The following is a 25,510-nucleotide window of genomic DNA, read 5'->3' as shown; positions in this document are numbered from 1 at the left end:
CGGCCGACGGACGAGCGTGCCACGGCGTGCGCCGACGGACTCTGGCGTTGACCGCATTGGGCGCCACCCCTTCGCTGGGACTCTCCTATGCCTGAAGTCTCCGTTGCCTCGCTGGACCCCCGCCATCAGAAGCTCGTCGAGAACGCGCGTGTCGCTCTGGACCGCGGTAACTTTGACTACGTGCTCGAGGTGACGTCGCAGGTCTTGAAGATGCAGCCGGGTTGTCTGCCGGTGCGGAAGCTGCAGCGAGTCGCGCAACTCCGGCAGAATCGCGGGAAGAGTGGCGGATTCATGGGCAAGGCGATCGGTTGGTCGACCGCGCCATTTCTTTTCGCGGGCAGCAAGAAGGACCCGCAGAAACAGCTCGAGACCGCGGAAGGCATGCTGGCGAAGGATCCGACGAGCGTGGGCGCGTTGCGCATGCTGGCCGAGGCGGCCGGGGCGCTGGGATTTCCCGAAACCGTGGCCTTCGCCCTCGATGCCGTGCGGGAACTCGAGCCGGATAATCGGGCCAATCTGCTCGCGTTGGGCGAGGCCTGGCTCGCGGCGGGGAAGGCGACCGAGGCGCTGAAGATTGCGGACGAATTGTTGAAGGATAAGCCGACCGATGCGGATGCGCAAAACCTGATGCGCAAGTCCTCGGTGGCCCAGACGGTCACCAAGCAGGGCTGGGATCAGAAGACGTCGTATCGCGAGAAACTGCGCGATGAAGCGCAGGCGGTCTCGCTCGAGCAGTCGGCCAAAATGGTCACGGGCGACGTCATGTCGCAACGCCTCCTCGAGGAAGGGCTCGCGCGCGTCGCGAAGGAGCCGAACAACCTGAATCATTATCGCAGCGTGTCGCAGGCGTATCGCCAGATGGGCAATCTCGACGAAGCGCTCGTCTGGGTCCGCAAGGCGCGCGAGCAGCCGGTGGGCAAGACCGATGCCGCGTTGGAGAAGCAGGAGTCGGAACTTGCGACAGCCGTGGTCGAGAAGCACATGAAGGACGCCGAGACAGCGGTCGCGGCGGCTCCGGGTGACGCTGCGGCGCAGGCCAAGCTCGACGCGGCGCGGAAGGAGTTTGCCGACTTCAAGCTGTCGGAATCCAAGCGTTACGTGGAACGCTATCCGAACGATTATCCGGCCCGGTATGCGCTCGGCGCGTTGCTGCTCGAGCAGGGGCAGACCGATGCGGCCATCGCGCAGTTTCAGCAGGCGCAAAAAGGACCGCAGGTGCGCGTGTCGTCGCTCGTCGGACTCGGTCGCTGCTTCAAGGCCAAGCGGCTCTACGATCTCGCGGTGAGCCAGCTGACGACCGCGAAAAACGATCTCGCGACGATGGATGACATCAAGAAGGACGTCATTTACGAGCTGGGCGCGTGCTACGAGCTGATGGGCAAACCCGAGCTCGCGATCGAGGAGTTCAAGGTGATCTACAGCGAGGACATCGGTTTCCGGGACGTGGCGGACAAGATCAACGCGTTCTACTCGAAGTCCTGAACCAGGAGCACAGGCGTCCCGTCTGCTTTCCGCGGCAACGCCAGGCGGGACGCCTGTGCTCCCCTTTCATTCCACCCCCATGACCTCGTTTCCCCGTCTCGCTCTCTTGCTCGCGCTGACCGTCGCGTCTGCGCTCGCCGATCAGAAAACCCGGACGCTCGATTTCTATTGGGTCGATTCCGAGGGCGGCGGATCGACGCTGATCGTCACGCCGGCGGACGAGTCGATCTTGATCGATACCGGCAATCCCGGCGGGCGTGACGCCAGCCGGATCATTGCGGCGGCGAAGGCCGCGGGCCTGAGGAAAATTGATCACGTCGTGATCACGCATTTTCACATCGATCATTTCGGCGGCGCAGCCGAGGTCGCGCAGCAGCTGCCGTTCGGGACGGTGCATGAGCGGGCCATTCCCGCCGGCGATCCGGACGGACGAAAGCAGTCGTCATTTCCGCTGCAGATCCGGCCCTACCGCGAAATCGCGGCGAAGCGCGCGCTGCTGGCGCCGGGCACGGTGATTCCCCTCCAGGCCAGCGCGGGCGGACCGAAGCTCGAGTTGCGCTGCCTCGCCGCCGATCAGAAATTCGTGCCGCCGACCGCGGCACAGCTGAAGCAGCAGAATCCCCTGACGGGCAAGTTTCCCGCCAAGCCCGCCGATCCGAGCGACAATGCGAACAGCGCGGTCTTTGTGCTTTCGTTCGGCGGTTTCCGGTTTTTCGACGGCGGTGACCTGACGTGGAACATGGAGGAGAAGCTCGTCACGCCGTACAACCTTCCCGGCGTGGTGGACGTGTATCAGACGAATCACCACGGACTCGAGGTGAGCAATCATCCCTCCCTCGTGCAGAGCCTCGAGCCCACGGTCGTCGTGATGAACAACGGGCCCAAGAAAGGCGGCCAGCCCGGGGCGTTCGACGCGATTGCAGCGACGAAGTCGGTCCAGGCGCTCTACCAACTGCACCAAAGCTACAACGTGCCGGCTGAACGCAACGCCCCCGCCGCCTTCGTGGCGAATCACGAGAATCTCACCGGAGCCGACGCCGCGAAATGTCCGGCGAATCTCATCAAGATGTCCGTCGCACCCGATGGGAAGAGCTACACCGTCAGCATCCCGGCGAACGGCCAGTCGAAGACTTACCAGACGAAGTCAAAGTGAGGCGAGCCGGCGCGGCGGCGCTCGTGTGCTCGTGGCTACGAGCGCCAGCGAGTGGCTCGGCGCGGCGCATTTCAACCGCGGAGTCGGCGTGTTATGTGCGTTGAGCGCGCGTCGCCGCGGCCGGCTGGCTTTGCGCAAGCCACACCGCGGCGGCCAGACAGGCGAAGCTCGCGAGCAGCGCGGGCAGGTTGGCCTGTTCACCAAAAACGATCAGCGCGACCGCCACTGCGAGCGGCACCTTGGCGTTGTTCATGACGGCGAGCGTCCCGGCGCTCACGCGGGTCGCGCCGACATTCCACAGGAAGAAACCCACGCCCGACGCCAGCACGCCGAGGTAGAGGAGCGTGCCGATCTGCGGGCCGGTCAGCGTCGGGTGCACGCCGCGGGCGAGCGTGGCCGTGAGCGCCACCGCAAACGCGCCGGCGTACAGCAGCCCGAAGCCGTCGCGGTCGCGCAGGTCGGCGTGGCGGGCCCGCACGCGGCGGTAAAGCACCTGGCCGATTGCGAAGGCGGCGTTCGACGCCTGCACGAGGGCGAGTCCAGTCAGCGTGAGCGAGAGGTCGCTCGAGCGCACGGTCACGAAGGCCGTGCCGATCACCGCGAGGACCGCGGCCAGCAAGGCGCGACCGCGGAGCGTGCGGTCGAGTGCATCGGCAAACAGCGTCACGAAAATCGGCGTCGTGATCGTGAACAGGCCTACTTCATACGCTTTCAGGTAACGGAAGCTCTCGATGTAGGCCAGGTACATGAACCCGAATTGGAGCGCGCCAATGGCGGCGAGCGAAACGGCCAGCCGGACGTTGATCGCGCGCAGCCGGAGAAACGGCAGGAAGACCAGCAACGCGAGCCCGAGCCGGGCGGCGGCGACGAAGGTGCTGTCGACGCCGACGAGGTGGCGTTTGATCAGTCCGAACGAGAACGCCCAGATCAGCGAGACGACGATCAGCTGGACCATGGGCGGAGTGAGGCGGGGGCGCGGGCCGCAGAAGTGGCGGCGTACGACCCGGCAGTCGTGCGGAGGGCGCTCACACGCGGAAAATCGCGCCCAGTTTCTTGCCTAGAATCAAACTCAGGCCCGCAATCGTGACGCCGAGGAAGACCATCGCCCAGACGCCGAGTGCGCTGGCGATGAACTTGCCGTCGCCGAGCAGCTGGAAGAGTTCGAGAATCGCCTTGGTGATCGGATAGAACGCCTGCTTTTGCGCGAGGATCAGCGAGTCGCTGACTTCGAGCATCGCGAACGCAAACGCGAGCAGGCCGCCCGCGATCAGGTTGGCCATGATCAGCGGCAGCGTGATCTTGATCACCGCCTTCAACGGTGGCGCGCCCATGTTCTGCGCGGCCTCCTCGAGGGTTTCACTCGTCTGCTGGAAACCCGCGGCGGCCGATCGCACGACGTACGGCAGCCGTCGCACGGAATACGCGATGATCAACAGAATCGTCGGGTCGCGCGTCGGGTTGAGAAATGAAAAGAACTTTCCGTCCTGCGACATCGCGAGATAGCCGAACGCCAGCACGAGTCCCGGCACGGCGAGCGGCAGCATGGCGAGGAAGTCGAGCACCTGGCGGCCGCGGACTTTGCTGCGCACGACGACGTAGGCGATCGCGACGCCCAACACGAGATCGACCAGGGTGGAGATGCTCGCGAACCGGAGGCTGTTGGCGATCGCGGGCACGGTGAGATCGTGACCGAGCGCGAGTTCGAAGTTGTCGAGGGTGTAGGTGTGCGGGACCACGGTGCCGTACCAATCCTGCGAGAAGGCCACGAGGATCACGCCGAGATGCGGCAGCACGGCGAGAAACGTGACGCCGCCGAACAACAGCGTGCACAACCAGGCGCGACCGGAGGGAAGGGCGCGTGGCCCTCCCGAACTCGTGGCCTTGGCCATCATCGCGTGCGTCTGCCGGCCGAAGAGCGTCTTGCTCAGCGCGTACAACGCGACCGAGCACGCGAGCATCACCGCGACCAGCGCGAACGGGAACGGATTCGCGCCAATGTCCTTCAAGCCGTAATAAATCTGGACGCTCGTGACGCGGTCGTAGTCGAAAATCAGCGGCGTCCCGAGTTCCGTGAACGCCCAGATGAACACGATCGTGCCGCCGGCGAAGAGTCCGGGGCGAATCAGCGGCAGCGTGATTTTCCAGAAACGCCGCAGGCCGGTGCACCCGAGATTTTGCGCGGCCTCCTCCATCGCCGGATCGATGTTCGCCAGCGCGGCGACGGCGTTCAGGTAAATGATGGGGTAGAGCGACAGCGCCTCGACGATGGCGATACCCCAGAACTGATGGGCGGCGAACCAGTCGATCGTCGCGCCCGGTGCCAGCAGACCCACGTGGTGCAGCAGGGCGTTCAGCGCGCCGTACTGGCCGAAGATCTGTTTGATGCCGATCGCGCCCACGAACGGCGGCAGGATCATCGGCACCAGCACGAGCGAACCGAGCAGGTTCTTGGCGGGAAAAAGATAGCGATCGGTCACCACCGCGAGCGGCAGCGCGATCAGCAGCGCGAGTCCGGTGGCCGAGCAGGCGAGGAGAAAGGAGTTCCGCAGGCCGCCGAGATAAACCGGATCGGCGAGCAGCGCGCCGAGGTAGGCGAAGGTCAGCCGGCCATCCGCGTCAATGAAGCCGCCCTTCAGGATCTGGAGGACCGGCCAGATGAAGAACGCGGCAAAAAAGAGGGCGGTGAACGCAAAGACGAGGCGCGCGAACGAGTGCGACATCGCGGCCGAGTGTGCGTGGCCGCGCCGGCGCGCGGCAAGGGGGAAACGGGAAATCCCACCGGCCTGACGGCGCTATTTGTCCAGTTCGACCAGGACCTTGCCCGCCGCGACGATGCTCAGCGCGACCGGCTTCCCCTTCGCCCGGCGCAGCGTGACCAGCCCGGCCGTGAGGTTGCGTTCCGTCACCTGCAGCGCGGTGCCGGGGCGCAGGCCATTCTGCTCGGCAAACTGCAGGAATTCGGGGGACTGTTCCGTGATGCGCACGATGCGCAGCGGCCGCCCCGTCAGGCAGGTGGAGAGCGTGGCATACACCTGCGCGCTGAGCTTGCCCTGGCGGTTCGGAATCGGATCGCCATGCGGATCAGTGACCGGATGGCCGAGCAGGGCGTCGAGCCGATCCAGCACCTCGTCGGAGATCGCATGCTCGAGTTGCTCGGCCTCCGCATGCACCTTCGACCAGTCCATCTTGAGCACCTGCACGAGAAACGTCTCCACCAGCCGGTGCTTGCGCAGCACGTTCAACGCGACGCGCCGGCCGTCGTGCGTCAGGCGCACGCCCAGCCGCGGCTGATGTTCAACCAGCCCCGCGTCGGCGAGCGCCTTGACCATCGTCGTCACCGTGCCCGGCACCACCTCGAGGGCACCGGCCAGGGCCCCCATCGACACCAGATCGTCCGAACCGTCCGAGAGCAGCAGCACGTGCTTTAGGTAGTTCTCCACTGCAATCGTAGCCATTCCTCCACCCTGCAAAGTACCGGATTTGATGCAACCAAGGATTAATTTTGACTAATCAAAATGTTTGAGCCACCGATGAAGCTCATGACCTCGTCTCGATGGTTCTCCTCTTCACTCGGGCTTGCGGCGTTGTTGCTGAGTGGCAGCGCGGCTGTGATGAGTGCGGCGGCGCCGGCCCCCGGCGCGCTGCGCGAACTCTCCACGGATCGCCCGGACGCCACGGAAAGTCCCTTTACGGTCGATCCCGAACACCTGCAGGTGGAAATGGATGCAGTCAGTTACACCCGCAACCGTCTGGACGGCATCCGGACGACCGAGTGGGTGCTGGCACCGTTCAACCTGCGTTACGGCGTCTCGAAGAACACCGAGGTCGGGATCTTCCTCACCCCGCACGTCCGCGTGACCGAGGAAACCCGCGGTGGCGTGAAAACGACCACGAAGGGCGTGGGCGACACCACGCTCCGGACCAAATTCAATTTTTGGGGCAACGACGGCGGCGAGAACGCGCTCGGTCTGATCGCGGACGTAAAACTCCCGACCGCGGCGGACGGTCTCGGCAACGACAAGGTGGAGGCGGCGGTGGCGCTGCCCTTCGCCTTCGACGTCGGGGCCGGCTGGGAGGCTGCGGCGATGACGTCGGTGGGAAGCGTACTGACCGATCGCGGGCGCCGGCCGGTGTGGGCGAACACGATCACCTTCGCGCGCGAGCTGGCACCGGAGCTGGGCGGTTTTCTGGAACTGACCTCGGAGTCGGGCGTCGGTCCTCACGTGGCTACGTTCAACTGCGGGCTGACCCGTCGCTTCGGTCCGCACCTGCAACTTGATGCCGGCGCTTACATCGGCATTTCGCGCACGGCGCCCGACCTGACGCTCTTCGTCGGGCTGTCGCGGAAGTACTGATTTTTTCCCATGGCTGCATTCTCATCCAGGTTCTGGCGTCGGGGCGTGGTGGTCGGCCTGGTGAGCGTGCTGCTGGCGGTGTCCGCCGACGCCGCAGCGACGAAGAAGCGAATCGTGACGACGTTCACGATCATCCAGGACATGGCGCAGAACGTCGCGGGCGACGCCGCGGTCGTGGAGTCGATCACCAAGCCCGGCGCGGAGATCCACGGCTACGAACCGACGCCGCAGGACATCGTCAAGGCGCAGCGCGCCGATTTGGTGCTGTGGAACGGACTGAATCTCGAGCGCTGGTTCGAGCGCTTCTTCGGCAACCTGAAGAACGTCCCGGGCGCGGTCCTGTCCGAGGGCATCGAGCCCATCGGCATCGAGGAGGGGCCCTATGTGGGGAAGCCCAATCCGCACGCCTGGATGTCGCCGCGCAACGCGGTGATTTACGTCGAGAACATCCGCAAGGCGCTCGTGAAACTGGATCCGGCGAATGCCGCGACCTACAATGCGAACGCGAAAAGCTACAGCGACAAGTTCGCCGCGCTCGAGGCCGGGGTCCGGGCCGAACTGGAAAAGATTCCCGCCGAGCGCCGGTGGCTCGTGACGAGCGAGGGCGCGTTTCCCTATCTCGCCCGCAACTTTGGTTTGAAGGAGCTGTTTCTCTGGGCGGTCAACGCCGACCAGCAGGGCACGCCCCAGCAGGTGCAGAAGGTGATCGATGGCGTCCGCAAGAACCGGATACCGGTTGTTTTCAGCGAGAGCACGGTCAGCGACAAGCCGGTGCGGCAGGTCGCCAATGAGACGGGCGCACGCTACGGCGGCGTCCTGTACGTGGACTCGCTCACGGCGGCGAACGGCCCGGCGCCGACGTACCTGCGGCTGATGGACTACAACGCGAAGACGATTGTGAAGGGATTTTCCGCCCCGTGAGCACCATCGTCGATCCCCTGAGCGTGCAGGTCAGCGGGGTGACTGTGAGCTATCCCAACGGTCACGTCGCGCTGCGCGACGCCTCGTTCGAGCTTAAGGGTGGATCAATCTGCGCGCTCGTCGGCGTGAACGGCAGCGGCAAGTCGACGCTCTTCAAGGCCATCATGGGGCTGGTCGAGCCGGTCGCGGGTTTCGTGCGGATCGCGGGCCAGCCCGTGCGCGCGGCGTTGAAACAGAATCTGGTGGCGTACGTGCCGCAGGCGGAGGAGGTCGACTGGAGTTTTCCCGTGAGCGTCTGGGATGTCGTGCTGATGGGCCGCTACGGCTACATGAATTTCATGCGCATGGCGCGCGCGGAAGATCGGCGGATTGCCGAGGAGAGCCTGCAGCGCGTGGGCATGTTGGAATTCCGCGAACGGCAGATCGGCGAACTCTCCGGCGGACAGCGCAAACGCGTTTTCCTGGCACGCGCGCTGGCGCAGCGCGGGCGCGTCATCCTGCTGGACGAGCCGTTCACCGGGGTCGATGTCACGACCGAGGGGGCGATCATCGCGCTGCTGCGCGAGCTCCGGCAGGAAGGCCACATCATGCTGGTGTCGACCCACAATCTCGGTTCCGTCCCGGAATTCTGCGATCACGTTGTGTTGATCAACCGCACCGTGCTCGCGGCCGGACTCACGACCGAGGTGTTCACCGAGCAGAATCTCCTGCGCGCGTTCGGCGGCGTGCTGCGGCATTTCCGCTTCGACGAATCGACCGTGCAACGCCACGACGGCAGCGCCGTGACGCTGCTGACCGACGACGAGCGGCCGCTGGTCTTCGGCAAGGGCGGGCACGTCGAGTACAGCAAGCGCGAGGGCCGCGAGGACGTGGTCAAGAAGCGCGCGGAAGGCGAGGGCGACGTATGACCCGCGCCTCACGGATCAACCCATGATCGATTCGCTGCTCCTCCCGCTGCAGTATGAGTACATGCTGAAGGCGATCGTGGTGAGCGGCGTCATCGGCGGGGTGTGCGCGTTTCTCTCCTGTTTCATCACGCTGAAGGGCTGGTCGCTGATGGGTGACGCGCTGTCGCACTCGGTGGTGCCCGGCGTGGCGATCGCCTATTATGCCGGCTGGCCGTTTGCCGCCGGCGCGTTCGTGACCGGCCTGCTGGCGGCGGTCGGCATGGGCTTTGTGAAGACGAAGACGCGCCTCCGCGAAGATGCGGTCATCGGCGTGGTGTTCACCGCGTTCTTCGCGTTCGGGCTGCTGCTCATTTCGCTCTACCCGAGCCAGGTGGATCTGCGCTCCATCGTGTTCGGCAACATCCTGGGGATTTCGAATTCCGACATCCTCCAGGTGATGATCATCTCGGCCGTGACGCTCGTCGTGCTTGGATTCAAGTGGCGCGATCTGCTGCTGTTTTGTTTCGATCCAAACCAGGCGCGCGCGCTTGGGCTCAACACCACGGTGCTGCATTTCCTCCTCCTGACCCTGCTCTCGGCCACGGCGGTGGCGGCGTTGCAGACGGTCGGCGCGTGTCTGGTCGTGGCGATGCTCGTGACGCCCGGGGCGACGGCCTACCTGCTGACGGATCGATTCGGGGCGATGATTCGCATCGCGGTCGGCATGGGTGTGGGCACGTCGGTGGTCGGCGCGTACGCGAGCTACTTTTTCGACGGCTCGACCGGTGGGTGCATCGTGACGCTGCAGAGTCTGCTGTTTGTCGTCGCGCTGGTCTTCGGTCGGAAACACGGCCTCATTGCGGCCCGGTCGCGGCGGCGGGCGGCCGGCGCGGAGGCGACAACCTGATGAGCCGGCTCCTCGAACCGTTTGAGTTTTCGTTCATGACCGATGCCATGATCGTCGGCATGGCGGTCGGGGCCGTCTGCGCGATCCTCTCGTGTTACCTCGTCCTGAAGGGCTGGTCGTTGATGGGTGACGCCATCTCGCACGCGGTGCTGCCCGGCATCGTGATCGCGTATGCGATCGGGCTGCCGCTCGCGGTGGGCGCGTTCGGCTCCGGGCTGTTGTGCGCCGTGCTGACGGGTTACATCAAGGCCAATAGCCGGGTGAAGGAGGACACCGTGATGGGCGTGGTGTTCACGGGGCTGTTCGCGTTCGGGCTGGTGCTGTTCACCAAGGTCAAAAGCGATCTGCACCTCGATCACATCCTGTTTGGCAACATTCTCGGCCTCGCGCCGGGCGACCTGCGCGACACGCTGATCGTCGCCGGCGGGACGCTGGCCATCGTCCTCGCGCTCCGGCGCGACCTGCTGCTCTACTGCTTCGACTCCGGGCACGCGCGCACGATCGGGCTGCGCACCGGCATGCTTTACTACCTGCTGCTTTCACTGCTCGCCGTCACGATTGTCGTGTCGCTGAAGGCCGTCGGCATCATCCTGGTGATCGCGATGCTCGTGACCCCCGGGTGTATCGGCTATCTGCTGACGGATCGCTTCAACCGCATGCTCGCCATCGCGACGGCCAGCGCCGTGGGTTCGAGTTTCTTCGGCGTTTATTTCAGCTTTTTCCTCAACGCCTCGACCGGTGCGTGCATCGTGCTGTTGCAGGCCGCGGTGTTCCTCGTGGCGCTGGTGTTTGCACCAAAACACGGCTTGTTCGCGGCGCGGCGGCAGCGGCGCGCGGGCATGGCGGCGCGGGAGTCCGGGAGCGCAGGCCTCCGGCCGGCAGAGTGATTCGAATGAAGGCAGGCCGGAGGCCTGCGCTCCCGGGGCTCTACTTGAACTCCAGGCCCCACGTGCGTTTCGCGTAGCCGTAGGTCACGGGGCGGATGGAGCTCGTGCGTGCGAGCGCCTCGGCGACGGAGCCGGCGGCATGGCGGGTTGCGTAGGCCGCGATGCGCGCGTCGTAGTCGGCGAGCAGCGCCGCCTTTACCGCGGCCGGCGCGAAACTGTAGGTGAGGGAATTGCGGCCGAGCTGCACGAGTTCGCTCCACGAGAGCCGGAAGGTCGTCACGGCGGTGAAGTATTCGTCGGTGAGATTGCTGTCCCACATGCCACGGTCGTCCGTGTTGAGGCAGACGGGCACGCCGGTGCGCAGGTATTCAGGAAACGGATGCTTCCGCAGATCGGGCACGTACTCGAGCAGGCGGTTCGAGATGAGATTGATCTCGACCAGCACCCGCCGGTTCTGCTGCAGGAGCAGGAGCGTGTCGGGATCGTGAATGAGGTTCAGGCCGTGCCCGATGCGGCTGGCGCCGAGCAGCAGCGTGTCGCGAATGTGCGAGTCGGGTCCGTCCATCTCGCCGGCGTGAATCGAGAGCGCGAGGGTGGGGAAGCGGGATCGCAGCTGGCGGTAGGTCTCGAGGAAACGACGCGGGAAGCCGCGGCCGTTTTCCTCGATGCCGGCCATGTTGATTCCGACCCAAAGATCGCGGTTCGCATCGACGAACGCGTACGACTCCGCGAGCTTCGCCTCGGCCTGAGGATGGAAGCGCAGGATGGTGTCCTGAAACCGCACCACGAGCCCGGTGCCGGTGAGGTCGGGTCGCGCGAGTCGTTCCTTGATCCGCGTCACGGCCTCGGCGGGCGGGATCGCGCGGCCGTCGTTGGTCACCGCACCGTCGGCGCCGAATTGCGTTTCCAGGTAACGCATGCCTTCCGCCGCAAAGGCCTTGATGTTGAGTGCGAGCAATTCGAGGCGGACGCCGAGATTCTGACCGATCTCGCCGCGCCGCACCCACAGGCCGCTGAAGAACTCGTGCCGGCCCTCGCCCGGGGCGTCGAGGCGCAGGCTGTCGCACCACTCGGCGCGTTCGCTGGCGGACAACGCCGTGAGCGGAACGTATTCTGTGCGCGCGGCGGGTGAGAGTTGCTGATACGTGCGGGCTCGAATCGTGCGAAAGCGAATGCCAGGCGCTAGGGCCTCGGGTTCCGTGGTGAAACGCGCCCGGGTGTAGAACGTGTCGCCGTCGTTGCGCGCTGGATCGGTCAGGACCTCGAAGATCCATTCGGGACGATCGGATCCCGCCGAGTGATTGTGCAGGTCGCCGCCCTTCGGCAGGTCGTAGAGGAGCGCGTAGAGTTGCGCGGGGCTCGCCGCGTCGACCAGCGCGCCGAAGCGGGCGTCAAAGTCGGCGGCAAACCCGGCGGCGGTGAACCCCACGGAGGCGAGCAGGATTGAAAGCGGGCGCATGCCACTGACGACAACGTCCGGCCCGCCTGCAGGCAAGGCCGGGCGATCGTTCCCAAGCGGAGGCTCGCCCGCGAATCACGCGAATGCGCGCCAATCTTCAGAGGGAGAAGCAGTGCTTCCCTTCGCCGTCGGACGGGGGCATTGCGTGTCAACCGGTGGCGCGGTTCGCTCCGATTCGCGGCCATTCGCGTGATTCGCGGGCCCGTCTCAGGTCGATGGCCGTGAGCAGAAATTGCGCGGCGTGGAAATCCTCCGAAAACAATCACCGGGAGGCTTGAGAAAACCCGCGGAGCACGCATCACTCTTTCGTGTGCCCTGCGTCTTCCACGCGACTCGGCACTGCTCGCATGCTCCTCCCACGGCCCCACTTGAACGCATGACCGGATTCCGGAACGCCTTTCCATCGTCCGCCGGCCCGGGCCACTGGCGCCACTTGTTTTTCCCCGTCGCCGTTTTTGGCGCGGCCCTGCTCGCGTTTCCGGTTGTCGCGGTGCGCGCGGCGGAGCCGGCCGAGGTGCAACGCGGGTTGCTCGCCGGCAATTATGCCGCGGTCATCAAGCAGGCGCAGGGTGAGCTCCGGGACGCGCCGGCGACCAGTGAATGGTCGATGCTGCTGGTGCGCGCTCTGCTTGCGCTGGGGCGCAACGCCGAGGCCGACACCGCCATGAAGGAAGCGCTGGGCCGCGACGCGCGCAGCATCCGGTTGCGCTGGCTCGCGCGCGACGTCGCCTTTGCGAACGGCCGGCCGGAGGAGGCGGCGAAACGCGTCGAGGAAATCCGCGCCCTCGTGCAGAACAATCAGTATCAATATCGCGCGCCGGCTGATCTCGTCGTCTTTGGCCGCGCCGCCCTGATGCTCGGCGCCGATCCGAAGGACGTGCTCGAAAAGGTGTTCACCACCGCGCAGAAGGCGGACCCGAAGCTGCGCGACGTGTATCTGGCGCGCGGCGAGGTCGCGTTGGAGAAACATGATTTCGCCCTGGCGGCGAAGGTCTACGAGGAAGGCCTCAAGCAGATCCCGAACGACCCCGATCTCCTCTTCGGTCGCGCCAAGGCCTACGCCGGCGGCGATCGCGAGATTGCGTTGAAATCGCTGCAGGGCGCGCTGGCGCAGAACGCCCGGCACGTGCCGACGCTCCTCCAGCTGGCCGATCACCACATCGATGCCGAGGCCTACGACGACGCGGCGCGCCTGCTCGACGACGTCATCGACGTGAATCCGGTGCAGCCGGACGCCTGGGCTTACCGCGCCGTGATTGCGCACCTGAAGAACGATCCCATCGCCGAGCGGCTGGCCCGCGAACGAGCGCTGGCGTCGTGGGCGACCAATCCCCGCGTCGACTTCCTGATCGGCGAGAAACTCTCCGCCAAATACCGCTTTGCCGAGGGCGCGGCCTACCAGCGCCGGGCGCGCGAATTCGATCCGGACTACCTGCCCGCGATGGCCCAGTTGGCGAACGATCTGCTACGGCTCGGCGACGAGACCGAGGGCTGGAAGCTCGCGCAGGCCGTGCACGAGCGTGACGAGTACGATGTCGAGGCGTTCAACCTCGTGACGCTGCGCGAGACGATGAACAAATACGCCGCGCTCACGAATGACGATTTCGTGATCCGCATGGCCGCGCCCGAGGTTGCGGTGTACGGGCCGCGCGTGCTGGCGCTCCTGCGCCGTGCAAAAGCGACGCTGGCAACGAAGTACGGCGTCGAGCTCGCGAATCCGACCTATATCGAGATCTTTGCCGATCAGCGGGACTTTGCGGTGCGGACATTTGGCCTGCCCGACGTTCCGGGATTCCTCGGCGTGTGTTTCGGCCGCGTCGTCACCGCGAACAGCCCCGCGACCAGCAGCTCGCCGACGAACTGGGAGTCGGTGCTGTGGCATGAGTTCTGCCATGTCGTGACGTTGCAGATGACGAAGAACAAGATGCCGCGCTGGCTCAGCGAGGGCATTTCGGTGCACGAGGAGCGCCAGGCGAATCTGGCATGGGGCATGGGCATCGATCCGCGCTACCGCGAGATGATCATGGGCCCGGACCTCGTGCCGGTCGGCAAACTCAGCGGGGCGTTTCTCGCGCCGAAGTCACCGCGGCACCTGCAGTTCGCGTACCTGCAGTCCTCGCTGGTGGTCGAGTATATCGTCGGCAAGTACGGCCTGGACCGTCTGCGCGCGGTGCTGACGGCGCTGCGCGACGGCGTCGAGATCAACACCGCCCTCGGCCAGCATGTGGCGCCGCTCGAAACCTTGGAGAAGGAGTTTCCCGTCTATGCGCGCGAGCGCGCGACCGCGATGGCGCCGAAACTCGACTGGGAAAAGCCCGACCCGGAGTTGTTGCTGCCGGATGCCGCGGCGAAACTGGCCGAATGGGAGAAGGCGCATCCGGACAATTATTGGACGCTCCGGCTGAACGCGCAGAAACTGGTCGAGCAGCAGAAATGGGAGGAGGCGCGTGTGCCGTTGCGCCGGTTGGCGGAACTTTATCCGGGACAGAAGGGCGCGGAGTCACCGTACCGCTCGCTCGTGGCCGCGGCCCGGGCGCTGAATGACCTGCCGGACGAACGTGCGATGTTGACCAAATGGGCGGAAGTCGACGACGAGGCGACCGAGGCTTATCTGCGTTTGATGGAGCTGGCGGCGGCGGATAAGGACTGGCCGACCGTGGCGCGAAACTCCGATCGTTATCTGGCCGTCAACCCGCTCGTGGCTCCGCCGTATCGCTATCAGGCCCAGGCTGCCGCCGGGATGGGAGACGACTCGACCGCCGTGGTGGCGTGGCGGACGCTCCTGCAACTCGATGTGCCGGAGCGCGTCGACGGCCATTACGAACTGGCGAAACTGCTCCACAAACGCGGCGACGACGGCGAGGCGCGGCGTCAGGTGCTGCTCGCGCTCGAGGAAACGCCGCGCTACCGCGAGGCGTTGCGCCTGCTGCTGGATCTCGAGCGGACGCGCGCCGACAAGGTCAAGGACCCGGTTGCGCCCGACGCCCTCGTGCCGGAGCGGAAACCCGCCACCCGCTAACCGCGATGAAACGGACGCTCACCCTCGTTTCGATCTTCCTCGTCCTGGCCGCGATGGTGCTGGCGCAACGGCGGGGCGGACGCGGCGGCGGTGGCGGTTACAGCGAAGGCGGCGGCTACGCCAGTGACACCACGAAAACCGCGCGGGAAATTGGTTCTCACTCCACCGGCACGCCGGTGTGGGAAAATCCGCGCGGCTTCGAGAAGGACGTGTTCACGTTTGCGCGCATTCGCTACTCGACCGGCTACGGCGGCGGTTACTTCGGCCGCGGCGGCGGCTGGCTGACCGACGCGCCGGACAGCGATCTGAATCTTTCCTACCGGCTGCAGCAGATGACGTCGATGAAGGTCGACCCGGACGGACGCTTCCTGAGCCTGACCGATCCCGAGTTGGCGCGGTTCCCATGGATCTATATAGTGGAGCCCGGCCGGATGACCTTCACGCCGGATGAAGTCGTGGCCCTGAGAAAATACCTGCTCAACGGCGGTTTCCTGATGTTCGACGATTTCTGGGGCGACTCCGCCTGGCTGAATGTGGAGCGGCAGATGAAGCAGGTGTTTCCCGATCGGGCGTTCAGCGAGCTCTCGCTCGATCATCCCGTGTATCACTGCGTCTTCGAGATCAAGGCCAAGGGCCAGGTGCCGAATGTGCGGACCGGCGAGATGAGCCAGCGGACGGGCGTGACGTGGGAGGAGTTTCACGATGGCGACACCCAGACCGTGCATCATCGGGCGATCCACGATGACAAGGGCCGCATGATGGTCATCGCGACCCACAACACCGACAACGGCGACGGCTGGGAGCGCGAGGGCGAGTACGAATACTACTTCAAGAATTTCTCCGAGAAGATCGCGTATCCGCTCGGGATTAATATCATTTTCTATGCGATGACCCACTGAGGGGTCGACGTCAGCAATGCATCAACTGACAGAGTTTCTCGGTGGTCGGGGCAGGGCAGCCAAGCGGGAGCGGAGCCGTCCCGCGGGCTCGCCGTCTGGGCTCCGAGGCTGGCTACCGGTGGGCATCGCGTTGCTGGCGCTGGTCGTCAGCTCGAACCCGCTCTCGGCGCAGCCGCAACGGCCCGGCGCTTCGGGTGGTCCCGGCGGTCCGGGCGGGATGCGCAGCGCGGATCGCTGGGGCAACGAAGGCGATCTCGGCGGCTCGCTCGTGCGCACCGAGGGCAGCGGGATCATCGACGAGGATGTGGTGCGGACCGCGCGCGAAGTTGTGTCGCACAGCACGGGTACGCCCTCGTGGGAGAATCCGCGCGGCTTCGAGAAGGACGTGTTCACGTTTACGCGGGCCATTTTTCGGGCGGCACCGACGACGGCGCCGTCGCCTTCGTTTCACCGCGGGCGGCGAATCGGCTGGTGGGTGGATTTCCCGGACGCAGATTTGAATCTCTCGTTTCGGCTGCAGCAGATGACCTCGATGCGCACCGATCCGGACGGTCGGGTGTTGAAGCTGAACGATCCTGATCTGCGGCACTATCCGTTCCTCTTCATGGAGCATCCCGGCTACATGCAGCTGCGCGATTCCGAGATCGCCGGGCTGCGCAAGTACCTGCTCGCGGGCGGCGTGCTCACGGTGATCGATTTCTGGAATTCGATCGAGTGGAACGGCTTCGCGGCGCAGATGAAGAAGGTGATGCCGGAGCGGACGTGGACCGAGCTCACGATCGATCACCCGATTTTTCACTGCGTCTTCGATCTCAAGGGGCCGATGCAGCGGCTGCAGGTCCCGACGATGCAGTTCTGGAACCGCAACCGCGACCCGAACGATCCCAGCGCGCCGCTGCAGATTGATCGCGGGCCCGATTCCGACGTGATGTCGGTGCGCGCGATGCTCGACGACCGCGGCCGCATCATGGTGATTGCGTTTCACAACAGCGACATCAGCGACGGCTGGGAGCGCGAGGGGGAACACCAGGACTACTTCGAGGTGTTCTCCGAACGCGTGTCCTACCCGCTCGGAGTGAACCTGATCTTTTATCTGATGACGCACTGACCGCCCGCTTTTCCTCCACCCGCTTTACTGAATGAGCCACCTCACACCCCCCAGCCTCAGCAACTCCACCCCGGCCGAGCCAGCGCCGGACAAGCCGGTCGACACGTTCGCGAGTGAACGTGAAACCGCCGAGCGGCTGATCGCCGGCCGGGCCCGGATCGACACCGAGCTGGGCAAGGTGATCATCGGCCAGAAGGAGGTCATCGAGCAGATCATGATCGCGCTGCTCGCCGGCGGCCACTGCCTCATCACCGGCGCGCCGGGTCTCGCGAAAACGCTCCTCGTGAAATCGATCGCGCAGATCTTTCACCTCCGGTTTCAGCGCATCCAGTTCACGCCCGACCTGATGCCCGCCGACATCACCGGCACGGAAATTCTCCAGGACAGCGGCGAGGGCGGCCGGCGCCTCACTTTTGTGCGCGGCCCGGTCTTCGCGAACATGATTCTCGCGGACGAAATCAACCGCACGCCGCCGAAGACGCAGGCCTCGCTGCTCGAGGCAATGCAGGAACACCAGGTGACCGCCTCGGGCGTACGTCATCCGTTGGAGGAGCCGTTCTTCGTCCTGGCCACGCAGAATCCGATCGAGATGGAAGGCACGTATCCGCTGCCGGAGGCGCAGCTCGATCGTTTCATGTTCAACGTCGTCATGGACTACCTCCCCGAAGCGGACGAGGTGCGCGTGGTGGCGCAGACCACTTCCGGCCGGCCGGCCGCGATCGAGCCGCTGTTCACCGGCGAGGACGTCCTGCGTTTCCACGAACTCGTGCGCAAAGTCCCGGTGGCCGAGGAGATGGTGCGCTACGCCGTGCAACTTGCGTCGTCGTCGCGTCCGCATCAGCCGAACACGCCGGAATTCGTCAACGAATGGGTCAGCTGGGGCGCCGGCACGCGCGCCGGCCAGTTCCTCATTCTTGGCGCCAAAGCCCGCGCGCTGCTCCGCGGTCGTGCGCACGTCACCGTTGAGGACATCCAGGCGCTTGCCGTCCCTGCGTTGCGTCACCGCGTCCTGCTCAATTACCGCGCCGAGGCGGAAGGCATCAAGATCGACGAAGTCATCAAACGTCTGCTCTCCGCGGCGAAGGTGCCGGTGAAAAGCTGATCCGAAACCGGAAACCGGAGTCCGGAAACCGGAAACCGGATTCAGGGGACAGGAGACGGGTGACGGGGGACAGTGATCAGAACAATCCTTACACCGAAAACTAATCATCAGACTGCCATCGTCGTCACACTTCCCGCCCACCGACCAACCGCTCGCCGCTAACCTTCCGTCCCCTGTCACCCGTCCACCGTCTCCTGGCTCCTGTCCCCCTTCTCCTGATCTAATCCATGTCCGTCCTTCCCACAGCTCCCGCGCTTGCGTCGGCGAAACTCATCGACCCCCAGGCGTTGATGACGATTCGCAGCCTTGAGCTGCGCGCGCGCGCGGTCGTCGAGGGGTTCTGGAAGGGCATGCACCGGAGTCCGTATCACGGCTTCTCGGTCGAGTTCACCGAGTACCGGCAGTACACGCCGGGTGACGACCCGCGCTACCTCGACTGGCGCGTGTACGCGCGGAGCGATCGTTACTTCATCAAGAAGTACGAGGACGAAACCAATCTGCGCGTCTACCTGCTCGCCGATCAAAGCAAGTCGATGGACTACGGCTCGCGCGGCTACACGAAGGCGACGTACGCGAGCACGATGGCGGCGACGCTCGCGTATTTTCTCCATCTCCAAGGCGACGCCGTCGGCCTGCTGACCTTCGACGAAAAGGTCCGCGAATACCTGCCGGCGCGGCAGCGGGTGGGACACCTGCGCCAGATCATGCTCTCGCTCGAGCGGCCCGGCGGCGGCAAAGGCACCGATCTGCTCGCGCCGCTGGAGCGGATCACGGCGTTGATCCGCAAACGCGGGCTGGTCGCGCTCATGTCCGATTTCCTCGCGCCGATCGACCGGCTGGAACGCAGTCTCATCGCGCTCACCGCCTGCGGGCATGAAGTGACCGTGTTTCAGATCGTCGATCCGGCCGAGATCGCTCTCGGCCTTGAGGCCGCATCGGTGTTTGAAGACGTCGAGTCGGCGCAGACGCTTTACATCGACCCGGCGGCGGCGCGCAGCGAGTACGTGAAGAAATTCGAGGCGCACTGCGCCGCGCTGCACGCGATCTGCCGGAAGCTCGGAATCAGCTACCAGCGACTCAGCACCGATCAGCCGCTCGAGATTGCGCTGTTCGGCTTTCTGCAGGAACGCATGCGGCGCGGACGCCAGTTCCGCCGGGCCTCCTCAGGCGGAGGGCGCGGATGAATTTTCTCACGCCGCTGTTCCTCCTTGGTGGCCTCGCGATTGCGGGACCGATCCTCTATCACCTCGTGCGGCGCACCACGCGCGAGCGCACGCGGTTCAGTTCGCTGATGTTCCTGCGGCCGAGCCCGCCGCGCCTCTCGAAACGCAAGCGGCTCGAACACCTCCTGCTGCTCCTGCTGCGCTGCGCGGCGCTGGCGCTGCTGGCGCTCGGCTTCGCGCGACCGTTCCTGAAACAGGCGCCGATCGTTGATCCGACCGCGGCGCAGCCAAAACGAATTGTCGTGCTCGTCGATACCAGCGCAAGCATGCGCCGGGATGGCGTGTGGGACGCCGCGCGCGATCGGGTGACCGAGGTCCTGCGTCGTGCGGGTCCCGCCGATCAGGTCGCCGTGTATCCATTCAACCAGCGCGCCACGGCCCTCGTTTCCTTTGAAGACTGGAACCGCACCGCGCCCGGCGATCGGGTCGCGTTCGCGACCGGCCGCGTCGCCGCGCTCGCGCCCACCTGGGCGTCCACGCACGTCGGCAACGCGCTCGTGACCGCCGCAGAGGCGCTCGGCGAAAACGAAGACGGCAAGGCCGCGCCGGGGCCGCGTCAGGTCGTTTTGGTGAGCGATCTCCAGGCCGGCAGTCGGCTCGATGCGCTGCAGGCTTACGAATGGCCGAAGGGTATCGAGATTGTCGTCGAGCCGGTGAAGGCGCGCTCCGTCAACAACGCCGGCCTCCAACTCGTCGCCGAAGGGCCGGACTCCACGCGCGCGGTTGATGCGCCGGTGCGCGTGCGCGTGACCAATGCCGCCGAGGCGAAACGCGAACAGTTCAAGATCGGTTGGACGCGAGCCGCCGCCGCGGGCGTGCCGGGCACCACGGATTGGGTGAGCCCGCCGCTCGACGCCTACGTGCCGCCGGGCCAGAGCCGCGTGTTCTTGGTGCCGGTGCCGAGAGGCGTGAGCGGGCTCGAACAGATTTCGCTGCGCGGTGACGAGGACGACTTCGACAACACCGTGCACTTCATCCCGCCGGCGCAGCAGCGCGCGACGCTGCTATGGCTCGGAACCGACGTCGCCGAGGACATGCGGCAGCCGCTGTTTTTCCTGCGTCGTGCTTTTGTGGAGACGCCGCGGGTGGCCGTGCAGGTCATCGCGTCCGCGCCGTCGGCCCCGGTGCTCCCGGCCGAGGTGCAGGCGGCAACGGTGATCTTCGTGGCGGACGCGGTGTCGCCGGAGACGGCGGCGGCGCTGCGGGAAACGGCGGTGGCCGGCAAGACGCTCGTGGCGACGCTCAAGTCCACGTCGGCCGGCGCGACGCTCGGCGCGTTGCTGGGCCGCGATGCCGTCGCGCTCACCGAGGCGAGGCCGTCCAACTACGCGATGCTCGCGGAAATCGATTTTCAGCATCCGTTGTTCGCGGCGTTTTCCGATCCGCGCTACAGCGACTTCACGAAGATCCATTTCTGGAAATACCGAAAGTTCGACGCCACCGCGGTGCCGGGTGCACGTGTCGTGGCGCGGTTTGACACCGGTGATCCGGCGCTGGTGGAGGTGCCGATCGGCAAGGGCCGGCTCTACATTCTGACGAGTGGCTGGCAGCCGGAAGACAGCCAGCTGGCAGTGTCCTCGAAGTTTGTGCCGCTGCTCTGGTCGTTGCTGGAGCAGAGCGGTGGGGTGGCGAGTTTCGCGACGCAATTTGTGGTCGGCGATGCGGTGACGCTGCCGCTCGGGTCGGGTGCGACCGCGGTGCGCACGGCGGCGGGAGCGAGCGTGGCGCTCGACGCGAAGGCGCTGGAGTTTGCCGGCACCACGCAGCCGGGCGTGTACGAGCTGACGGGCGGCGTGAAGCCCCAGCGTTTCGCCGTCAATCTCGATGCGAACGAAAGCCGCACCACGCCGCTCTCCAACGACGAACTCGAGCAACTCGGCGTGCCCGTGGCGCGACTGAAGACCGAGGCCGTGGTGCCGACGGACAACAAGACGCTCCTGCAGGGCGTCGAGGCCGAGAACCGGCAGAAACTTTGGCGGTGGTTCATTGCGGCGACCCTCGCCGTTTTACTGGCTGAATCGGCGCTGGCGGGTTGGACCGCCCGGCGTCCCGCGTTGCGAACTGAAGAGGTGCCATCATGAACAATGACTTTCTGAACGGACGGTTGCGGCGGGTGGTGCGGCGTTACCAATGGTTCGCCCTGTGGCGCAAGCTCTCGGCCTGCTGGGCCGCCGCTGCGCTCGTTGTGCTCGCGCTGGCGTGGACGCTCAAGACGATCGGCAGCGTTTCACCGCTCCTGCTGCCCGTCGTGCTGGCCGTCACGCTGGGCGTCGCCGCGGTCGTGTCGGTCCTGCACCTGGTGAAGCCGATCGATCTGCGCTGGATCGCGCGCAAGATTGAGGACAAGCATCCGGGACTAAACGGAGTGCTGCTCACGGCCGTGCAGCAGCAACTCACGCCCGGACAGGACACCGGTTATCTGCAGTACCGCGTCTTGCAGGAAGCGACCGCCCGCAGCCAGGAACAGGACTGGCGCGATGTCGTGCCGGCGTCGCGGCTGCTGGCGGGCCAGGGTATTCATCTGGTGGCGCTGACCTGCTTCGTCTTCGCGTTGACGAGCCTCCGCGTGACGACAATTCACGGTGAGAAGCCGGCCTGGGTCGGCACGGACGGCATCGCCGTCACACCTGGTGACACCAAAGTGGAGAAGGGCGACAGCCTCGTGGTGCTCGCGCGTTTCGGTGGCGCGTTGCCGCCGAATGTCAGTCTCGTCGTGCGAGAGAGCGGCGCGGCGCCGCGCGCGGTGCCGTTGGTCAAGAGTCTCGCCGATCCCGTCTTTGGCGGCAGCGTGCCAGAGGTCGTGAACGATCTCACCTACCACCTTGAATATCGCGGCGAACGCACGCGCGATTTCAAGGTCACGGTGTTTGAGCATCCGAAGCTGGTGCGTTCGGACGTCGATCTGAAGTTTCCCGACTACACCAAGCTCCCGGCGAAACACATCGAGGACACGCGCCGCGTGAGCGCGGTCGAGGGCACAAAGATCGATTTTGCGCTGCAGCTGAACAAGCCGGTGAAGTCGGCCAAGCTGATTGCGCGCGATGGCAAGAAGACGGAAATTGCGCTCACGGTTTCAGCCGACAAGCCGGTGGCCACGTTGCCGGCGTTCGCGCCGACCAAGACGCAGTCGTACGATTTGCAGCTGACCGACGACGAGGGCCGGACGAACAAGGTCGCCTCGTCGTTCGTGATCGATGTGCAGCCCAACCGTCCGCCGGAACTGCGACTGGCGTCGCCGCGCGGCGACGTGCGGCCGTCCGCGCTCGAGGAAGTGGCGTTTGACGGCACGGTCTTCGACGACTTCGGCGCGCAGGCCTACGGCATCGCGTACGCGCTCGTTGGATCCGAGCCGAAGTTCATCGAGCTCGGCAAGGACGGTGGCGCGAAGGAAAAACGCAGTTTCTCGCATCTCTTGAAACTGGAGGAGCTCGGCGCGAAGCCCGACGACCTCATCTCGTGGTTCACGTGGGCCGACGACATCGGGCCGGACGGCAAGGTCCGCCGGACGAGCGGTGACTTGTATTTCGGCGAGGTGAGACCGTTCGATGAGATTTTCCGCGAGAGCCAGAACATGGAGTCGGGCGAGCAGCAGGAGGGTGGCGGCCAGGCGAAGGAGGCGCAGAAGCTCACCGAGCTGCAAAAGCAGATCATCAATGCGACGTGGAAACTGCAGCGTGAAGGCACGACGCCGCGCTATGCCGAGGATGCGAAGGTCGTCCGTGAAGGCCAGGAGCAGGCGCTCGAACAGGCGCTGGCCGCCGCCGAGGAAGCCAAGGCCCCGCGTCAGCAGGTGATGTGGAAAGTGGTGACGCAGGAAATGGAGAAGGCGGTCGAGAAACTGAAGGACGCCGCAAAGGAACCCGCGCCGCTCGCGCAGGCGTTGCCCGCCGAGCAGGCCGCGTATCAGGGTTTGTTGAAGATGCAGGCCCGCGAGACCGCGGTCACCCGGCGCAACAGCAAGAAAGGCGGCGGCGGTGGCGGGAAGCAGGGCAACCAGCGTCAGATCGACGAGCTCGACCTGAAGCAGTCCGACAACCGCTATGAAACGCAGCGCCAGGCGCGTTCGCCGCAGAGCCAGGAGCGCAAGGAGCAACTCGCCGTCATGAACCGGTTGCAGGAGCTCGCGCGCCGTCAGCAGGATTTGAACGAGAAGCTGAAGGAGTTGCAGACCGCGTTGCAGGAGGCGCAGACCGATCAGCAGAAGGAGGATATCAAGCGCCGGCTCAAGCGGCTCGAGGAAGAGCAGCGCCAGATGCTGGCCGATGCCGACGAAGTGCGGCAGCGGATGGATCGCACGGAGAACCAGGCGGCCATGACGCAGCAGCGGCAGCAGCTCGATCAGACCCGCGAGGATATTCAGAAGGCGGCCGACGCCACCGCGCAGGGATCGGTGGCGCAGGCGCTGGCTTCGGGCACGCGCGCGCAGCGTCAGCTCCAGGAAATGCGCGACGAGATGCGCAAGCAGAACTCCAGCGAGTTTGCCGAGGACCTCCGCGAGATGCGCAACGAGGCGCGCGAACTGTCACGGCAGCAGGAGGAACTCACGCAGAAGCTCGACACCCTGGCCAATGGCGGTGCGGGCAAGCAGCAGCGCAAATCGCTCAGCGACTCCGACGATCGCAAGGAGATGCTCGATCAGCTCGCGCAGCAGCGCGAACGCATGAACAAGGTCGTCGACAAGGCCACGCAGATTTCAGAGCAGGCCGAGAACACCGAGCCGCTCCTGTCGCGGCAGCTCTACGACAGCGTGCGCAAGGTCAGCGGCGACGACGCGAGCGCGGTCAAGCAGGCGCGCAACGAACTGCTCAACAGCGGCCGCATGACGCGCGATCTCTACGATCGCCTGCAAAAATCCGCCGAGAGCGACGATGGCGGCAAGGTCCTGGATCTCACGCGGGAGATGTTGAAGGAAGGTTTCCTGCCGCAGGCCCGCCAGGCCAGCCAGACCGCGCGCAACGAGATCGAGGAACTCCGCAAGGGCGTCGAGCGGGCGGCGGAGAGCGTGCTCGGCGACGACGCGGAACAGCTCAAGCTCGCGCAGTCGGAACTCGACGCGCTGGCCGAACAATTGAAACGCGAAATCGCGCAGGCCGGCGCCGCCGGTCAGGCGGACGACGCGCAGAAAGCCGGCGCGCGCGCGCCCGGCCAGCGTGGCCAGGGCGATCAGCGCCAGGCCGGCACCCAGCCCGGCGAGCGCGGCCAGCCGGGCGCGCCCGGCCAGCCCGGCACCGAAGGCACCGAACCCGGCCAGCCCGGTGAACCCGGCAACCAGCAAGCGCAGGCCCAGTCCGGCCAGCCCGGCCAAGGGCAGGGCAAACAAGGTCAGCGCGGGCGTGACGGTCAGGGCAAGCAGCCCGGCCAGGCCGGCGATCGTTCCCAGCAGGTGGCCGGCAACGACCAACCCAATCAACCCGGCAACGAACCCGGTGAACAGCCCGGCCAGCAACCCGGTGGTGAACAGCCCGGCGGACAACAACCCGGCGGCCAGCAACCGGGCCAGCAAACCGCGCAGTCCGGTTCGCCCGGCGGCGGGCAGGGCGGCGGCCAAGGCCAGCAGCCCGGCAGCGAGCGGGGTACGGCGCAGGATCGCGAGGGCCGGCGGCAGCTCGCGCAGGATCGCGCCGGCCGTAACCCGCGTGGCGGCGAGCAACGGGGCGGCGGCGCTGGCGGGGCCGAGCGCGGGGGCTTTGACCTCGAACGGATTCTGGGCGGTGGCGCCGATCGCGGCGGTCTGGGCGGGTGGGAAGGTGGCCGCGTGAGCGTCGGTCCGCTCACCGGCGACGACTTCGCGCGCTGGGCCGAACGCCTGCGTGACGTCGAAGACCTCGTCGAAACACCCGAGATGCGCAACGCCCTCGCGGCGGCGCGGGAGCGCGCGCGGATGCTGCGCAGCGAGTTTCGCCAGGATCAGAAGAAGCCCGACTGGACTGTCGTCCAGCTGCAGATCCTCAAGCCGCTCGTCGAGGTGCGCAATCGCGTCGCCGAGGAACTGGCGCGCCGGGATTCGAAGGACTCGCTCGCCCCGATCGATCGTGATCCGGTGCCGAACCGTTTCGCCGAGTCGGTGCGGCGCTACTACGAGGAACTCGGCAAGGACAAGTGAGTCGC

The 25,510-nt window shown here is 65.8% G+C and carries 18 protein-coding genes; 14 read left to right on the top strand and 4 right to left on the bottom strand.

What is annotated here, in order from left to right; all coding sequences use genetic code 11:
- Nucleotides 1-87: 87 nt before the first annotated feature.
- On the top strand, nt 88-1,482 hold the full coding sequence (locus ACLJEU_RS15520; protein ID WP_414661531.1) for a tetratricopeptide repeat protein: 1,395 nt from the start codon (nt 88-90) through the stop codon (nt 1,480-1,482).
- Nucleotides 1,483-1,561: 79 nt separating this feature from the next.
- Complete coding sequence (locus ACLJEU_RS15515; protein WP_414661532.1) at nt 1,562-2,635, top strand: ComEC/Rec2 family competence protein; 1,074 nt, start codon at nt 1,562-1,564, stop codon at nt 2,633-2,635.
- Nucleotides 2,636-2,726: 91 nt separating this feature from the next.
- Here ACLJEU_RS15515 and ACLJEU_RS15510 read toward each other — a convergent pair whose 3' ends face one another.
- The 3 genes from ACLJEU_RS15510 to ACLJEU_RS15500 all read right to left on the bottom strand — a co-directional run bounded on the left by ACLJEU_RS15510 (nt 2,727) and on the right by ACLJEU_RS15500 (nt 6,090).
- Nucleotides 2,727-3,590 carry an EamA family transporter gene (locus tag ACLJEU_RS15510; protein ID WP_414661533.1) on the bottom strand — a complete coding sequence of 288 codons (864 nt, stop codon included), beginning with the start codon at nt 3,588-3,590 and terminating at the stop codon, nt 2,727-2,729.
- 70 nt (nt 3,591-3,660) lie between these two features.
- Nucleotides 3,661-5,355 carry an ABC transporter permease gene (locus ACLJEU_RS15505; RefSeq protein WP_414661534.1) on the bottom strand — a complete coding sequence of 565 codons (1,695 nt, stop codon included), beginning with the start codon at nt 5,353-5,355 and terminating at the stop codon, nt 3,661-3,663.
- A 72-nt stretch (nt 5,356-5,427) separates the two neighbouring features.
- A complete protein-coding gene (locus tag ACLJEU_RS15500; RefSeq protein WP_414661535.1) occupies nt 5,428-6,090 on the bottom strand; it encodes a metal-dependent transcriptional regulator in 663 nt (220 codons plus the stop codon).
- 84 nt (nt 6,091-6,174) lie between these two features.
- Between ACLJEU_RS15500 and ACLJEU_RS15495 the strand changes: the two genes are divergently transcribed.
- The 5 genes from ACLJEU_RS15495 to ACLJEU_RS15475 are packed head-to-tail and all read left to right on the top strand — an operon-like array spanning nt 6,175 to nt 10,592.
- Entirely contained in the window at nt 6,175-6,990 is an 816-nt protein-coding gene (locus ACLJEU_RS15495; RefSeq protein ID WP_414661536.1) for a transporter, read from the top strand.
- A gap of 9 nt (nt 6,991-6,999) precedes the next feature.
- On the top strand, nt 7,000-7,911 hold the full coding sequence (locus tag ACLJEU_RS15490) for a metal ABC transporter substrate-binding protein (RefSeq protein WP_414661537.1): 912 nt from the start codon (nt 7,000-7,002) through the stop codon (nt 7,909-7,911).
- Nucleotides 7,908-8,819: a manganese/iron ABC transporter ATP-binding protein gene (locus ACLJEU_RS15485; protein ID WP_414661538.1), complete on the top strand. Its 912-nt coding sequence runs from the start codon at nt 7,908-7,910 to the stop codon at nt 8,817-8,819. The genes ACLJEU_RS15490 and ACLJEU_RS15485 overlap by 4 nt, the downstream gene beginning before the upstream one ends.
- 22 nt (nt 8,820-8,841) lie before the next feature.
- Nucleotides 8,842-9,705 carry a metal ABC transporter permease gene (locus ACLJEU_RS15480; protein ID WP_414661539.1) on the top strand — a complete coding sequence of 288 codons (864 nt, stop codon included), beginning with the start codon at nt 8,842-8,844 and terminating at the stop codon, nt 9,703-9,705.
- A complete protein-coding gene (locus ACLJEU_RS15475; RefSeq protein WP_414661540.1) occupies nt 9,705-10,592 on the top strand; it encodes a metal ABC transporter permease in 888 nt (295 codons plus the stop codon). The genes ACLJEU_RS15480 and ACLJEU_RS15475 overlap by 1 nt, the downstream gene beginning before the upstream one ends.
- 40 nt (nt 10,593-10,632) lie before the next feature.
- On the opposite strand, the gene ACLJEU_RS15470 is transcribed toward ACLJEU_RS15475, so the two are convergent.
- Nucleotides 10,633-12,051: an adenosine deaminase family protein gene (locus ACLJEU_RS15470; RefSeq protein ID WP_414661541.1), complete on the bottom strand. Its 1,419-nt coding sequence runs from the start codon at nt 12,049-12,051 to the stop codon at nt 10,633-10,635.
- Between the two features lie 376 nt (nt 12,052-12,427).
- Here ACLJEU_RS15470 and ACLJEU_RS15465 point away from each other — a divergent pair, with 376 nt between their 5' ends.
- The 7 genes from ACLJEU_RS15465 (at nt 12,428) to ACLJEU_RS15435 (ending at nt 25,505) form a co-directional block, all read left to right on the top strand.
- Nucleotides 12,428-15,070 carry a peptidase MA family metallohydrolase gene (locus tag ACLJEU_RS15465; RefSeq protein ID WP_414661542.1) on the top strand — a complete coding sequence of 881 codons (2,643 nt, stop codon included), beginning with the start codon at nt 12,428-12,430 and terminating at the stop codon, nt 15,068-15,070.
- Between the two features lie 5 nt (nt 15,071-15,075).
- Entirely contained in the window at nt 15,076-15,969 is an 894-nt protein-coding gene (locus tag ACLJEU_RS15460) for a DUF4159 domain-containing protein (protein ID WP_414661543.1), read from the top strand.
- A gap of 118 nt (nt 15,970-16,087) precedes the next feature.
- On the top strand, nt 16,088-17,077 hold the full coding sequence (locus ACLJEU_RS15455; protein ID WP_414661544.1) for a DUF4159 domain-containing protein: 990 nt from the start codon (nt 16,088-16,090) through the stop codon (nt 17,075-17,077).
- 31 nt (nt 17,078-17,108) lie between these two features.
- A complete protein-coding gene (locus tag ACLJEU_RS15450) occupies nt 17,109-18,179 on the top strand; it encodes an AAA family ATPase (RefSeq protein ID WP_414661545.1) in 1,071 nt (356 codons plus the stop codon).
- Nucleotides 18,180-18,406: 227 nt separating this feature from the next.
- Complete coding sequence (locus ACLJEU_RS15445) at nt 18,407-19,363, top strand: DUF58 domain-containing protein (protein ID WP_414661546.1); 957 nt, start codon at nt 18,407-18,409, stop codon at nt 19,361-19,363.
- On the top strand, nt 19,360-21,483 hold the full coding sequence (locus tag ACLJEU_RS15440) for a BatA domain-containing protein (RefSeq protein ID WP_414661547.1): 2,124 nt from the start codon (nt 19,360-19,362) through the stop codon (nt 21,481-21,483). The genes ACLJEU_RS15445 and ACLJEU_RS15440 overlap by 4 nt, the downstream gene beginning before the upstream one ends.
- On the top strand, nt 21,480-25,505 hold the full coding sequence (locus ACLJEU_RS15435; protein WP_414661548.1) for a hypothetical protein: 4,026 nt from the start codon (nt 21,480-21,482) through the stop codon (nt 25,503-25,505). Before ACLJEU_RS15440 ends, ACLJEU_RS15435 begins: the two co-directional genes overlap by 4 nt.
- The last annotated feature ends 5 nt before the right edge of the window (nt 25,506-25,510 follow it).

The organism is Terrisphaera buseokensis (genome assembly GCF_047521145.2).
GTDB lineage: Bacteria > Verrucomicrobiota > Verrucomicrobiia > Opitutales > Opitutaceae > ER46.
Note: the sequence above shows the minus strand (reverse complement) of the source record. Positions and strands in the feature narration are given on the sequence as shown.